General features: G+C 56.4%; 7 protein-coding genes. 4 read left to right on the top strand and 3 right to left on the bottom strand.

The annotated features are described in order from the left end of the window. Both FYK55_RS07050 and FYK55_RS07045 read left to right on the top strand, forming a co-directional pair. Complete coding sequence (locus FYK55_RS07050) at nucleotides 1–3,162, top strand: PSD1 and planctomycete cytochrome C domain-containing protein (RefSeq protein ID WP_150075668.1); 3,162 nt, start codon at nucleotides 1–3, stop codon at nucleotides 3,160–3,162. Further along, nucleotides 3,159–4,550, top strand: a complete 1,392-nt coding sequence (locus tag FYK55_RS07045; protein ID WP_150075667.1) for a DUF1501 domain-containing protein — start codon at nucleotides 3,159–3,161, stop codon at nucleotides 4,548–4,550. Before FYK55_RS07050 ends, FYK55_RS07045 begins: the two co-directional genes overlap by 4 nt. A gap of 198 nt (nucleotides 4,551–4,748) precedes the next feature. Here FYK55_RS07045 and FYK55_RS07040 read toward each other — a convergent pair whose 3' ends face one another. Together FYK55_RS07040 and FYK55_RS07035 are read right to left on the bottom strand one after the other, a co-directional pair. Then, a complete protein-coding gene (locus FYK55_RS07040; protein WP_150075666.1) occupies nucleotides 4,749–7,166 on the bottom strand; it encodes a hypothetical protein in 2,418 nt (805 codons plus the stop codon). Between the two features lie 349 nt (nucleotides 7,167–7,515). Beyond that, on the bottom strand, nucleotides 7,516–10,944 hold the full coding sequence (locus FYK55_RS07035) for an AAA domain-containing protein (protein ID WP_150075665.1): 3,429 nt from the start codon (nucleotides 10,942–10,944) through the stop codon (nucleotides 7,516–7,518). Between the two features lie 424 nt (nucleotides 10,945–11,368). Between FYK55_RS07035 and FYK55_RS07030 the strand changes: the two genes are divergently transcribed. Further along, nucleotides 11,369–12,442, top strand: coding sequence for a nuclease-related domain-containing protein (locus FYK55_RS07030; RefSeq protein WP_150075664.1), 1,074 nt, complete (start codon nucleotides 11,369–11,371; stop codon nucleotides 12,440–12,442). Nucleotides 12,443–12,780: 338 nt separating this feature from the next. Next, nucleotides 12,781–14,010: a hypothetical protein gene (locus tag FYK55_RS07025; RefSeq protein ID WP_150075663.1), complete on the top strand. Its 1,230-nt coding sequence runs from the start codon at nucleotides 12,781–12,783 to the stop codon at nucleotides 14,008–14,010. Between the two features lie 344 nt (nucleotides 14,011–14,354). Here the strand turns inward: FYK55_RS07025 and FYK55_RS07020 are convergent, their stop codons facing one another. Continuing rightward, nucleotides 14,355–15,362, bottom strand: coding sequence for a methyltransferase (locus tag FYK55_RS07020; protein ID WP_150075662.1), 1,008 nt, complete (start codon nucleotides 15,360–15,362; stop codon nucleotides 14,355–14,357). Nucleotides 15,363–15,436: the final 74 nt, after the last annotated feature.

Raw genomic sequence — 15,436 nt, 5'->3', positions numbered from 1 at the left:
ATGCAACGCTTGCTGCTTTTCTTTGTTTGGGCGCTGATTTTGCCCGCAACCTCGTCCGTGCTTGCCGTGGCCGAATCGGCGATCGAATTCAATCGAGACGTGCGTCCGATCTTGAGCAAAAACTGCTTCTACTGCCACGGGTTTGACCAGGCGAACCGGAAAGCCGGTCTGCGGCTGGACACGTTGGCGGGTGCGACGGAAGACTTGGGCGGCTATCAAGCCGTCGTTCCGGGAGATCCGGAAGCTTCGGAGATTGTGTTGCGAATACGCAGCGAAGATCCTGACCAAATCATGCCTCCTCCCCACACGGAGCAAACGCTCAGCGAACAAGAGCGGGAAATCATCGAACAGTGGATCGCGGGAGGAGCTCAGTATGAAGAACACTGGGCATGGCGACCCCTTGTCCGTCCGGAGGTCCCGGACGGCAGCGCCGGCGCGGACGCCATCGACGCGTTCCTGCGGGCTGGCTGGGAAAAGCAAGCGGCAGAACCGGTTGCGGAGGCGACGCCCCGAACTTTGATGCGGCGGCTGAGTCTGGATCTTCGCGGCTTGCCGCCGACGATCGATGAAGTTCGTGCCTTCGAAGCGGATCCCAGCAAGGAGCACTTCGTGCGGATTCGCGATCGTTGGATGGGCGAGTTGGCTTTCGCTGAGCATCAAGCCGTTCGTTGGCTGGATCTGGTTCGCTGGGCCGACACCAGTGGATTTGTCAGCGACGAACCGATTGCTTCGGGAGCCTACCGGGCGTGGGTGATTCGTGCGATCGCCGAGAACATGCCGTTTGATCAATTCTCGATGGCTCAGTTGGCGGGCGACCTGCTTCCGGACGCGAGCGACGATGATCTGATTGCCTCCGGGTACAACCGCATCGTCAACACCAATTGCGAAGCTGGCGCGATCGAACTGGAGCAGCTTTACAAGCTAAAAGGTGAACATGTCCGTGCTCTCGGCACGGTATGGCTGGGAATGACCACCGGGTGCGCCGAATGTCACGACCACAAGTTTGATCCGCTGTCGGCAAAAGACTACTACAGTCTGGCTGCCTTCTTCGATGACCTGGTCGAAGCCGGTGTCTACACGCCGGGCGACCGCCGCGAGCCGTTGCACTACGTACACGATGATGCAAATGCCAGTCGGCGTGATCGCCAACTCCGTGCCAAAATCAGTCGGCTGGGGAAAGAGATCGAAACCGCATCGATCGAGGGGATGGAAGCCTGGCGCGAACAGGTCGTTCAAGAACTCAATGACACGGAATCCCGCCGCGACTTCGTTTGGGCTCCCGTTCAACTGCCGGCGCCACGGATCACGGAAGGCCAGTATGAAACGGTGGCCGTTGACGATCAGTTCGCCCGTCTGACCCGAGCCGAGGATGGGCAATTCAATCGCCACCACGCGGCTGAGTTCATGACCGGCTACGTCAACGAAGGCGGTGAAACCACCGATGCGGAACAAGATGCCTGGTTTGTGAATGTTTGGATCGATCCAGAGGATCGGCCCGAAATGCTTGGTCTCCAGATCTCCCACGGCGATTACGGTCGACTCGGTTGGCGATCCGCAAATTACGAAACGTACTACTGGGGAAAAGACACGTCGGATACGCTGGATCAAGCACACGCGTGGAGTGACCCGGAGCGAGTCGTCCGCGTCGGCGACCTGCCGAATGAATCTGGTTGGGTGCGATTGGAGGTGCCGTTGAAGCGAAGAATCAAACCCGTTTCCGGTCAATCGTTCGAGGCCGTCGGGATGGCCTGGCTGCAAACCGGCGGCACCGTCGCCTGGGGCGATAGCGGATTGAATCTCCGCAATGACAAAGTGACCTCTCTTGAGTTGGGCGAAACCGCCATTCGCCTGTGGTGGGAAAACCCCGTCAATCGCCAAACCTACGAGCGTCGAATGTCGCTGGTGCCCAAGGCCGTTCGCAAGGCTCCCGAGGAGCGCGACGCGACCGAAAAGCAACTCGCCGAACTGGCTTTTCTGCAACACTCGCAATCAGAGCGAATGGCGCGGCTGCGACGAATGGAGTCCGAGCTGTTTGTGATGCGTTCGCGGGCGACGCCGGTTTTGGTCTCTCGTCAAACCGAAGATCCCAAAACGACTCGGCTGCTCCATCGCGGTGACTACTCTGACAAATCCGGGCCGGTTCTCGATGCGGCCTTACCCGGCTTCCTCGTTGGCGAAGACCGATCCGAAACCGAGCTGAATCGACTCGATCTGGCGGAGTGGCTGTTTGCCGATGACAACCCGATCGCCGCCCGCGTGTTTGTCAATCGGCTTTGGCATCAGTTCTACGGCCGTGGAATCAGTGAAACACTGGAAGATGCCGGCACCCAAGGAGATTGGCCGTCCCACATTGATTTGCTCGACTGGCTCGCTTGCGAATTTCGTGACAGCGGTTGGGATCGCAATCACATGGTACGACTGCTGACTTCGGCCAAAGCTTATCGGCTGAGCTCGATTCCGACAGCGGACCTTGCCGAGCGGGATCCGGGGAACCGATGGCATGCTCGCCAGGGCCGCTATCGCATCCATGCGGAAGCCATTCGAGATGCGGCGTTGCGGGCGGCGGGAATCTTGAAGATGACGGATCAAGTTCCGACCCACAGCTTCTTTCCGTATCAGCCTGATCCGTACTGGACGCGTTCCGACAAAGTCATGTTCGGCAGCCGTCACATGGACTGGGAAACGAGTTCGGACCGCAATCAGTACCACCGCAGCCTGTACACGTTTTGGAAGCGTCAAAACATCCATCCCACGATGCTTGCCTTTGACGCGCCCACGCGTCAGGAGTGCACCGCGCAACGTAACATCACCAATACGCCGGGGCAGGCCTTGGCGCTGCTGAACGACCCTATCTTTGTCGAAGCAGCACGCGTCTTTGCGAGTCGGATCTGCGACGAGCAGGTTGACAGTGATCAGAGCCGAATCAAACGGGTTTACGAAATCGCGTTGCAGCGTCAGCCAACAACGTCTGAACGCGACGTGTTGCTGAATCTCCTGCGATCACAACGTGAACATTACCGACAGCACTCCGGTGAAGCGAAGCAACTCCTTCAAATCGGACAGTTGGATCCAGCATCAGACGAATCGGCTGTCGAACTCGCCGCGTGGACCGCGGTGACACGCGCGGTTTTGAACACCCATGAATTCTTGAATCGGTCATGAAATCCTCTCTTCCACTCGACGTCACACGCCGCCACTTCTTCGCCAAGTCGGCGACTGGAATCGGCGCTGCCGCGCTGGGCAGCTTGCTCGGTCGCGACGCCCTGGCGGCCGGATCGTTTCCGAATCACGCGCCGAAGGCCAAGCGAGTCATCTATTTGTACATGGCGGGGGGACCTAGCCAGTTTGAAACCTTCGACGACAAGCCGAAGTTGCGCGAGCTGAACGGCAAGCCCATGCCATCGTCGATGACCGAAGGCGTCAAGCTCGCGTTCCTGCAGTACCAGGCACTCAAGTGCTTTGGGACAGACGTCGGTTTCAAACGGTGCGGCCGATCCGGACAGCTGATCTCCGACTTGCTGCCGTCTCTCCAGAAGGTCGCTGACGAGCTGTGCGTCGTGCGGACGCTGCAGACCGACCAGGTCAACCATGATCCGGCGCACACGTTCATGAACACCGGGTTTAGCATTGCCGGCCGTCCAAGCATGGGGTCGTGGCTGTCATACGGGTTGGGCTCCGAAGCCGAAGACTTGCCCAGCTTTGTCGTCATGCGTTCTGGCCCGCTTGGACAACCGATTCCGACCACAGCCTGGCACAACGGTTTCTTGCCAGGAAAACACCAGGGCGTTGAGTTTTATGGCAGTTCACAGCCACTGAACTATCTCAAGTCACCGGCCGGCGTTGCTGAAAGATCGCAAAAGGAAACGATCGATTCAATTCAGTCGCTGAATCAGCTTTATCACCAACAAGTCGGCGATCCGGAAATCCTGACGCGGATCAACCAATACGAACTTGCCTTTCAGATGCAAACCAGTGTCCCGCAGCTGGCCGAGTTCTCCTCGGAAACGGCGACGACGCGAGACCTGTACGGTGTGGGCGAACAGCCTGACGGCAGTTTCGGATCCAATTGTTTGATGGCCCGCCGGATGGCCGAACGGGGCGTGCGTTTCATTCAGCTCTACCACACCGGCTGGGATCATCACGGTGGTGTCGTCAAGGGCGTGACGTCGCGAGCGAAAGAGGTTGATCAAGGCGCCGCCGCGCTGATTCAGGATTTAAAGCAAAGAGGAATGTTGCAAGACACGCTGGTGATCTGGGGCGGCGAGTTCGGACGCACACCGATGTCCCAAGGTGGCAATGGTCGGGACCACCACACCAAGAGTGGTCCGCTTTGGATGGCGGGCGGAGGAGTCAACGCCGGAACAAGTTATGGCGAAACGGACGAACTGGGTTTTACCGCGGCACGCGATCCCTTCCACGTGCATGACTTTCACGCCACGGTCTTGCACCTGCTTGGCATCAACCACAAGAAGCTGACGTATCGATTCAAAGGTTTCGATTTTCGTTTGACGAACGTCCACGGCCACGTGATCGACAGCGTGCTGGCCTGAAGATAGGAAGCTGCGGAGACGCTCGTGTTCGTCCGGGTACTCCGGCGGCAGGGGGCTGTCGGCGCTTCGCGACTGGAACTCGTGCAGCTTTGCTTCACCCTACTTTTCACGAGGGGCCAGCGACCGCGATTGTCGGATCGGCCGTGCTTTTTGGCATCAACTTCCTCGTTGGGTGTTGAGCGTTTTCGAAGGTGACGTTCATCGCAGCATGATATTTGTGCTTGGATGCTTTTGACGGAAACGCTGATGGCCTTTGCTCGTCACGTTTTCGTTATTCAGGTAAACGTATTCGAGCTCAGTCAAATCATCCAGGAGCCGGAGTCCGTCGTCGCCAACGTCGGTGCCGTCTAGCCAGAGCCATTCCAGCTTCGTCAGTTTTCCGACAGACTTCATTGAGGCATCTGTCACGTCTGTTCTCGTCAGGCCCAGGCGTGTGAGATTTGGCAATCCCGTCGCCAGTTGTTTCACGCCCGTATCGGAGATTCCTGTTCCTCCCAATCCCAAATCTCGCAGCTCTCTGATCTTCACCAGTTCGCTGACACCCCGGTCATCAATGCTGGCTTTCTGGACCGTCAGCGAGCGGAGAGACTGCAAGCCAGAAAGATGCTTCAGACCGAGATTGGTGAGCGACCCAGGTGAGTCACTGACTGACAAGCCCAGAGTCTCAAGCTTTGACAGCGTGCCCAAGAAGGCAAGATCGTTTTCGTCGAGTGCAACATCGTCCATCTCCAATCGCTTCAGATTCGACAGTTGAGAGATCTGTTCAAGAAGGCCACTGGTGATTCCATCCATGTTGTTTAAGAACAATCGCTCAAGCGAGCTGAGTTCGCCAATCCTCCGCAGTCCCTGGTCCGTCAGTTTTGAGCATCTGAAGAAATGGAGAGATTGAATCTTTCCAGCCTCTTTCAACCTGGCGATCAGATTCGCCGCTCCATCATCCGTGATGAGCGCCCTGTGAATGGTAAGTTTGGTTAAGGACGGAATTCGAGCAATGGATTCCATCGAATTGTCGGTAATGGTCGAAGACCACAGTGCGAGCGACTGAAGGGTCGGGTGATCTGCAAGGCTCTCGATGCCTTGGTCGCCAACATGTTTCGAGTTGATCACCAAACCTTGCATCGAAACGTCGCGAAGCAACGAGAGGTCCTGGTCCTTTGTGCCGCCTCGCGTAAAGAAGATGGTCCCCAGCTTGCTTTCCTTTTTAAGTTCTGCGGCGTCGGCCGCCGTCAGCCGATCGTCGAGGAACGCATTTTTTCGGTCACTGTACGGATCGTCGACAAAGCGTATTCGGGGAACCGCAGCCAGCGCTCTCCATTGGGCGGCGGCGCCCCCGCGTCCCGTCTGAATCGAAACATGACGCAACTTTGGGATTGCTTTACGGAGTCGGTCGACTCCGTCGTCCGTCACCTGAGTCCCGGTTAGGCGTAGGCTCTCAAGCGCCTGCAGGTTTTCGAGATGTACAAGGCCTGCATCCGTGATCGATTCACCACCGACAGAAAGAGATTCAAGCAAGCTGATCTCACCGAGATGCGCCAGACTGGCATCCGTGATGACGCATTCAGCTATCGAAAGCCCAAGCAATCGCGATTCCCGGAGATGTCGCCATGCCTCTTCCGTAATCTCTGGAGACTGTCTCACGGTAAGGTCGGTTGGGACGGCAATTTGTCCTAGCCACTTAAGCTGTTGGTCGTTGATTGCTTGGACCGAGAATCTAAGGCGTTTCAAATGACTGAACTGATTCAGGAGGTCGATAGCCCGCTGGGTCAATCGAATCTCTGCAAGATACAAGCTGTCGACCTGCTTGGCTTCAGCTAAAGCTGCAAGCGTTTCCTCATCAGTGTCGGAAAGCAGTACAACCATTTCGAGTTTCGGGATTTCACGCAGTGCATGGATGCCGCGTGGGGTGAATTCGTCCGCAGAAAGGCTAATGCTTTTGAGTTCTTTCAATTCCCACAGTTTGGAGAGGCCGCCATCCGTGATGGATGTTCGCGAGATGTTCAAGCTGGAAAAATTCGGATGTTTGACAAGAGTCATGATTCCGTTGTCAGTGACTTCGGGTCCCCTAAGTCTGACCGAGTGGAGGTCCTTGAAGTGTTTCAACCACACAATCTGTCGATCGTGAGTGATGTTGACGGAAAAAACGCTTCCATTTGGGCTTCGGTGGATTCGTACACCCTCCGAGGTGAGGGCTGCGACGGCGCGGTCCTCGTCCGTCATCTTTAGCTGGGTTGCGTGGTGTTTGGCCAGATTTGCAGCGGAATTTGCAGGGTCGGCTGCGAGTCGATCTAATGCAGCAATGACGCGGGACAAAAACTTCTTGTCATTGGCGATCTCTGCAAGTGCTTCGACGCATCGAGTCGCGACTTCCGGGTCGCCGGTTCCCGACGCGATTTCAAGCGCGCCAATGGCAGTGTCGCCGTTGCTCACAAGGGTCCGAAAAGCCGCTTGTCGGTGTTGGAACTTTGCACTTGTCAGGTCCTCGATCGCCTTGGCGATTTCCGGCTCCAGCGAATTCGCCGTTTGGGCACACGCGGGTTTCTCACCGAGCAAGAAAGCGACGAGCGCGAGCATGGTCCAAGTCACTTGCGGCAAGCAGAACATTCGAGCAATTGCCATCGGTTTTCTCCCCTTCTCATTTCGTTGCGAGCGGACAACGGCACCGTTTTCCGTCCCCGAATCATCAACCTATCGCTTGGAAACGTCGAAGTCACTCGATTTCCTACGCGGTTTGCGTCATGTGCGTCACGAATCAACCTCATCTGCCCATGTTGAGCGGGGGCCAAAATCCGATAATGCGGGTTCCATTCGCGTTGCCACAGCGAGACACGCGATCCGACGAACTTCACGAGAGTACCACAGACGCCATCGGCAGTTAGTGATTCAACCCAGGCATCACCTGGCGTGACGAAGATTACGGCATGGGCGTGGAGTCGCGGATGCGAAGCTTAACAAGCATGGTTTCGCTTCAGTCGTCCGACACATCAACTTTCGGCTGGGCGTTTTGAGAGCGTACACAGTCCGCAATCGTGCCTACAACCTTTCGGCTGGCTTCCGAAACGCCGCTGATGCCGTAAATGGCCAGCAAGGAGCGAGCGCGAGTCATCGCCACGTACAAAGCGTTCGCGACCAACTTGCCTTCGCGGGCGACGTAGTGATCGACACAGGGAACCACGACAACTTCCGCTTCGTAACCTTTGTACGAATGCGGCGTCGTGGCAATCAGCGTGTTTTCTATTCGCTCGAAGGAGCGATTCTTCTGAAATGACAACTCGACGCCAAACTGAGCGAGCTTGGGAGCCAGTTGTGACTCCAGAATCCGAACGGCACTGCCGTTGTAAATGACGCAGATATCGATTGGGGAAATACCCTCCACTTCGATGAGGTGCCGCAAGTGTTTTGCAATTGCCGCCATCTCGTCGCTTCGATGGTCGAAGGAATGGAAGATGGGTTTAGGGCCTTCGATCTGACTGAATGTTGCTTCCAACCAGTCTTCGCCGTTGCGCGTTGTCGGTTTGAGTAATCCAAGAGAAATCAGTTCCTGCTGGTCATCCCTTCCGGTGTCGCCGGAAAGTCGGTGCAGCACGTTCACGGCGAGTTCCGTGATCTGACGAGTCGCCCGAAAGCTCTCTCGCATGATGGTTGAGCGTCCCCGCATGTCGAGACCGAACTCAGCCCATTTCGGCGTCTTTGTGTCGTACACATTCTGTGCGTTGTCATAGAAGATGTGAGCCGAGCGACTGTTGGCGTCTGCCTTGTCGGATTGTTCGACGACCGACAGTAGGAGTCGCAGCGTTGACGGCCCCATGTCCTGAGCCTCGTCGATGAACAATGCCGTGCAGCGTGGTAAGAGGTTCTCAGTGTCCTGTTGATTCAGAAACTCTTCGGCGGCACGATCATAGTCGAAGCCAAACTGATCCATCGTCATCTGCACGCTGGGCAACATCCCCGATAAAACATCCTTCACATGCAGCAATTCGACGTTCTCCCAAGGGAACGAAGATCGGTCCAGCAGTTCACCATCACTCTGATGTTCCCACGCTGCTTCGATCGAGTCGCAAAGCAACTTGTGAAGACTCCGATTGGCGTACACAGCCCAGATGCGAGCGTCCGTCTTGCCCCGCAGTCGTTTCGCTGTTTTCGCCAGCCAGTTGCATAGTACAACCGACTTGCCACTCCCGGCGACTCCACGGACCAATCGAGGTTTGCCGTCGAGTTTAAGATTCGTCAGGCGTGTCTGCTCCTGAGAGAACAATCGCTTCATGCCTTTCCGAGCATCAATCTGATCGCCCATTCGGCAGTTTGGTTGACCGCTTTTCTCCGTGTAGCTTTCCGGCGTTCTTGATCTGTTTTGATACGATGCTTTCTGTTCGGCGACCAAAGAACTTTCCATTGACGCTCGGTCCGCCGGCTGACTCCATTTGTACCGGCCACCTTCCCTCACCAGTACAGAGGGAGATAGTTGTCGTTTAAGCGGGCGAAGATATGGTTCGTCCATTTCGGCACGACTGGCGAGAACGACAACGGCTTCTCGTGCTCGACTCAGTGCGACATTCACGAGTCGCTTCCATTCGACAACACCCCATGTGTGGCTTCCGGCGTTGACCGTGTCAAACACGACGATGTCGGTTTCGGAACCTTGCTGGCTGTGGACGGTCGAAGATTCCCACGAGTGCATTCGCCAGTCTGCCAGCGACTCACCGATCGCATTGGCCTGAGCCTTGAACGGCGAGATGAATAGTCCGTTGGCTCGTCGAACATCAGAGTCTGAGAAGAGTTTCTGCAACACGGACTTCGTGATCTGGCGAATCCAGCTTTTGTTGCCCGGTCCACGAGTGGCTCGAATGGCAGCAAGATCGCAGTCTTCTTCGTCGAGGACATACCAGATCGTTCGTGACCAGTCGGAGAGAAACGGAGAGAGCGATGATTCCTGCCTGGCTCTTTCCATCGCCGTCTTCAACACGCCGTTGTACTGAAACGTCGAAACGACCTTGCACACTTCAGGGTGCATCCGTCGTTGTTCGCAAAGTAGATGAACGGCAGTTGGGACATCCCTTGTCTCTTCGAGATGGCTCAAGCCGCTACTGGCGAGCCAGGTTTGCTGTCGGGTTGGAAGCACACGCGAGATGCGGCTGATCGGAGCAAGCTGTTTGGAATCGCCGACGAGGACGACGCGGCGGGCCGCCAACAGCGAAAGGGCAGCAATCGCGGACCTTGAAATCAATCCGGCTTCATCAATGAAGATCGTCGTGAATGGAGCTTCGCCGTCTTCCACCATCTGTCGGATGGTGTCATCTTTCAGAAAGCTCATCGCTTTGAATGCTGTGGCGATAACGACTCGATTCTCCGGGTCCACGAAAATGCGATTGCTTCGGTCGTTGCCAGTTGATCTCAGTTCGCTAATCTGCTTTCGAGTAAAGGCCTTTTCTTCCCACGAATCGAATAGCGGAAGCTGCTGGGCCAAACCGTCGATCTTAGAAAGCACGTCAGACTCTGCTCCCGCCAGCATCGAATCGAGTTCTCGATTCACGAAAGTCTGGTACGAAGCTCCCTTGCCGATCCTCCGTAGGGTTTCATTCTCCAGTTCGACGGGGCAGACGCTCTTCACCGCCTCGCCCAGTGACAACGCCACCGCATCGGTTGCCTTGTTCGTCGTCGAGAGGATTAGGATGCGTTCTCGTTTGTCACTCAGCACTCGTGCGATCTGTTGGCCGCTTGTCCAAGTCTTGCCGGTTCCCGGAGGTCCCCAAAGTACGCTCCAAGAATGCTGCCACCAGCTTTTCAGATGTGAAAGTCCAACCATCGCCGTGTGAGAGATGCCGGGATGAACCCCGCCCCGGGAAGCGTTCAGCCTTGCGGGAAGCCGTTCCCGAACTTTCTCAAACGTATCGCTGTTGTAAATCGCATGCAGTACGGACAGGAATTCGAACGGACGCACGAAGAAGGCACCGGCTTTGGGAATTGCTTCCGGATCATCGAGTGCCACGAATAGGCAACCATGCTGCTCATCCACCTCCACAATCTCGCCCGACCAGTCAATTGCATCTTCGTATTCTGCTTCTTCGTAGAATCGATCGGAAAAACTGTCGTTCTCATCGAGCGAGTTCGGGCAAAACGCTTTCGCGCCTTCCCACGTCCAATCAAATTCGACGGTCTTGCCGATGTGAACGACGTAGACCATGCCTCGGTCACGCTCGGCGAACACGCTGACCTTCATGCAGTTCAATCGCTTCCAGCGAGAACTGTCCCGAAACTCGTGCCGCACAGCAACGGCGGCATCGTTGAGCTGTTGTTCGTCACCAGCCGGGAGTCGAAGGTCGGATGAAAACCGCGCAGGCTTGAAATCGGCGATGTCCGTCGCTTCATCGTGGTCGTCATCAGCAAGCTCGTCGTCCATCACAGGGATTATCCACGAGTTCCTTACGGTCCAAGAAAGCGGTACATCGCATTGTCGTCCACTCGAGGCGGTAGCGCCTACGGCTCATCAATTCCTGCTGACCGATTTTTGCAGACAGTGGCTTTTGACGCGTTCAAGCGTCCATTTCCAGTTGAAACTCCCTGGCCACGATGTTCAGAATATTGACACCGAATCTTGTGCAAAGATTCTTTTTCGTGCCGGCCTCCGATTCCGGTCAGCAAATTGCGGTCGTTGCCAGCTGTGCTGGTTGGATGTTTCGTATTGCACCGGGCAGAATGCGGTGAGTCTGGATCGGCAGTGCTATTGAAACCAAGTTTCTTTCGATACAAACCTCGCTTTGATATTGGCTGCCAGATCCGCGAGGTGAGAGCTTGGTAAGGATCCGTCGCATCGCCTCGAGCTCATGGAATTGGTCGGGGTAACTATGATTCTAAATGAGAAAGTCGGGCCGGTTCCGTCCGACAGACGGCTGCGGGCTGGCTATGAAGCTGAGAAGCAGATGGCGTTCTACCTGCGTCGAGCGTTTGGCGAATTGCCAGATGTTTTCGTCTTCAATGATCTGCGTGTTGTGCGTGGCGGCGAAGTCGCCCAAATCGACCATCTGGTGCTCCATCCGTTTGGCTTTGCATTGGTTGAGAGTAAATCTGTCACCGGAACCATTGAGGTCAATGAACATCAGGAATTCACGAGGGTTTACGGTCGTACCCGGATGGGTATGAAATCGCCCGTCGTGCAGGTCAAGATGCAAGCCAAACTGCTCAGGTCACTATTGAACGACCGAAAAGAAGAGCTCAGGCGGAAAGTGCTGCTGGGAATGGTGCAAGGTCAGTTTGGTGAACAGCGTTTCGCGACGTTCGTTGCTGTATCTGACGGCGGCGAAATCAAACGGAAAGGAGTAGCTGCGCCGGAAGTGGTCAAAGCCGATCAAGTCGCTCAACGGATCGAAAACTTGATTTCCGAAATCCACCTCGTGACAGGAGTCCGCGGTTTCTTGCGGTACGCGGCGACCTCCGACGAAGCGAAACAAGCGGCGATGATCGAGAACAAGGTTGCACCATTCACCACGGAGGAACTTCAGGCAATTCGTGAGTTTCTGCTTCGCAGTCACGAACCGTTCGTTCAACCGCCACCGGTCGTGCGCGAAACTCGCGACGCGTCGCATCCTCCGTTGCCACCGCCTGCCTTGTCCAACCAACGTTCTGCACCTCGTTCGGCCTCCGGCGATGCCTCTGCCAAAAGAACGTCTTGTCGACACTGCGGTCAAGCGTTGGAGATTCTGTACGGTCGCTACGGCTACTACTTCAAATGTCAGGGGTGCCAACGAAACGAGCGAATCAACCTCACCTGTCCATGCGGAGTCAGGGCCAAGATTCGAAAACGTGGTCCCCGGTTCCGTTGGGATTGCAAGGCGTGTGGGAACACTTCCCACTTCTATACCAATCCGCAGAGCGCTCCCTCGGACGGTTCTTCGTTGTAGCCGGTCGGCTCCTCGAATCCGGCAAGTCCTTCGAGCGGCTGGTCCCATTCAGGGCGGATTTTGGGGCGAGAATGGCTCAGCGGACGTTTCTCGAAAGCTTGCTCTGGCTGATCAGGGGTGTCGCGGATGCCTGGGCGAACAAATCACACTCCAATCCGGATACCATGTTGGGTGGACCGAGAATGCGTGGTCGGAATGTGGCTTGCTTGCTGTTACCGGATGGAACGGTGAGCCCTGCGAGGCGGTGCTTTGCAGAGCGCCGGCTTCCGGCCCGGGGAGCCAATCGAGTGGCTTCCACGCGGTTCTCCAAAGATGCTCTCACCAAGGCGGCTCTGCTGATGTTCAACCGAAGCTCAAGCCATTCGATCGCTCGTCACTCCGTTTGGATCGCCGTGTTGACCGCGATGGCGTTCGTGGAGGTCCGGTTGGCTGGTGCCCAAGCGCAAACACCGGAAACCACTGACCAAGGTTCGACGCCCTACGGGCGTTGGACCAACGGCGTTTCCGATGACCCCGAATTTTTTCCAATCGCCGTTTGGTTGCAAGCGCCGAAAAATGCCAAGCGTTATCGTGACGCGGGAATCAACCTTTATGTGGGTCTGTATCGAGGCCCGACGGAGGAACAGTTGCGGGTGCTCGATGAGGCCGGAATGGAAACCATCTGCTCTCAGAATGGTGTCGGTTTGAATTCGGAGTTCTCAGACGTCATCGTCGGCTGGATGCACGGCGACGAACCCGATAACGCCCAGGCTCGGCGCGACGGCAAAGGTTACGGTCCACCCATTGAACCTCAAGTCATTGTCGAGAACTACGAACGACTTCGGGCGGCGGATCCGACCCGGCCAATCTTTTTGAATCTCGGGCAAGGCGTCGCCTATGACAACTACATTGGACGCGGTGTGCGTCGCAATCATCTGGAAGATTATCCCGAATACATCAAGGGATGTGATATCGTCTCGTTTGACATTTACCCGGTCGTCCACCGCAAGGAACAGATTGCTGGAAAGCTGGAGTACGTGCCGAAGGGCGTCGAACGTCTCCGTCGATGGGCTGACCCTAAACAAATCGTGTGGAACTGCATCGAATGCAGCCGGATCAGCAACACGGAGGTCAAGCCGACCGCCGAACAGGTGCGGTCGGAGGTTTGGATGTCGCTGATTCATGGATCACAGGGGATCATCTACTTCGTCCACCAATTCGAACCTCGATTTCGCGAGGCGTCGTTGTTGGATGATCCGGAATTGCTGGCCGGTGTTACCGCAATCAATCGACAAATCCGACAATTGGCTCCCGTCCTGAACAGCCCGACCGTCGACGATGTGATGCAGGTCGTTTCGGAGCCGGAAGATGCTTCCATCAAGACCCTGTGCAAACGTCACGGAGGCAAGGAGTATGTGTTCGCGGTGAACCTGCAGAATCGCGACGTCAACGCGACCTTTCAATTGACTCCGTCGACCTCCGTCTCGGATGTTGATGTGCTTGGGGAAGAACGCACCTTGCGGATCAATGATGGACAGTTTCAGGATGCTTTCGGTGGTTACGGGGTGCACCTGTATCGGATCCGATGAGCCGGGGAAGTCGCTCCGAGCCACCTTGCTGTTAAAGAAGGGGCGGGCACAGGGAGGAGAGCATTGTCGCTCTTGTCGATGGGATGGTGTCGCTGTCGCCGCTTCGCAGCTGGTGTTTTTGGGGCGGCCGCATCCGTCGGCTTGCGCCGACGGCAGGGGGCTGTCGTCGCTTCGCGACTGGAGCTCGTGCCTGTGTCGTTCTACCCTCTCTATTAGACGGGACGAGCGCAGGGAGAGAAGAATTGTCGATGTGGTGGTGTTGCTGTCGCCGCTTCGCGGGTGAGGCTTGTGCAGTCTTGAAACGCTGTGCCTTGCAAGGAGGGTTGAGCGCATTGAGCACGAATTCAGCGGCGAAGGCCTTCGATCACGCTGACTTCTGAATTGGTCGGGACAACCCGCACGAGATCGAACCCGGCGGCGTCGTACAACCTTTGATACTCGTCTTCGGTGCGCTCTTTGCCACCCGGGATCAGCATCATCGTGAGATCCAAAAACTTGCCCATGAACGGCTCGTTGCCCGGCGGGATCACACTTTCGACCAATAACAGCCGGGTTCCCGGCGACATCACCTGGTGGCAATTCTTCAGAATGGTGATCGACTTTTCATCGTCCCAGTCGTGAATGATATGACGCATCAGATAGGCATCGGCTCCCGCGGGGACGGATCGGAAGAAGTCACCGTCAATCAGCTCGCACCGGTCGGCGAGCCCGGCGGATTGAATGTTGGGTCGTGCACGTTCGATCACGTGGTGAAGATCAAACAGGATCCCCCGCGTAGCCGTGTGTTTCTGCAGAATGGCGGTGATGTTGGAACCGTTGCCGCCACCGATGTCAGCGAGCACGTTGATTGCTGAAAAGTCGTAAGCGTCCAGGATCTCACGGGTTTCACGACCGTGGATGCCTGTCATGGCGTCGTCAAAGATACGAGCCTTTTCCGGTTGCTCGGCAAGATGGTCAAAGATCGCCTTGCCAAAGATCTTCTCGTAGGCGTTGTCGCCGGTTCGGACGGCGTCAACCAGATTGCCCCACGCCCTGTATTGCTCATCGCCCATCATCAACGCCAGCGACCGCTGAGAGCCTGGGACATTGCTGCGAAGCGGCTCAGCGAGCGGAGTCAGCTTGAAGTGTTTGTCATCCTGCTCGGCGAAAATGCCGATGCTGGCCAGTGCCCGGAGCAGCCGGTAGAGAAGTTCTGGCTGCGTGTCGGTCGCATCGGCCAATTCGTCAACCGACTTGGATCCCTCAGCCAGCAGGTCCGCAATGCCGAACTTGGCGGCGGCGTGGATCACCTGAGTCGTCCAGTGTCCTGTGACCAACTGGCCGAGGATTGCGTGGGGAGGAATGTCGGTCATGAGTCCTTTCCGCGGCGGTTTGGTTCGTGGTTCGCGTGTCAGATCCGATTCTATCGACCAATTGGGATGCGGAA

This window comes from Roseiconus nitratireducens, from assembly GCF_008629675.1.
Taxonomy (GTDB): Bacteria; Planctomycetota; Planctomycetia; order Pirellulales; family Pirellulaceae; genus Stieleria; species Stieleria nitratireducens.
This window is presented reverse-complemented; position numbering and strand designations above follow the sequence as displayed.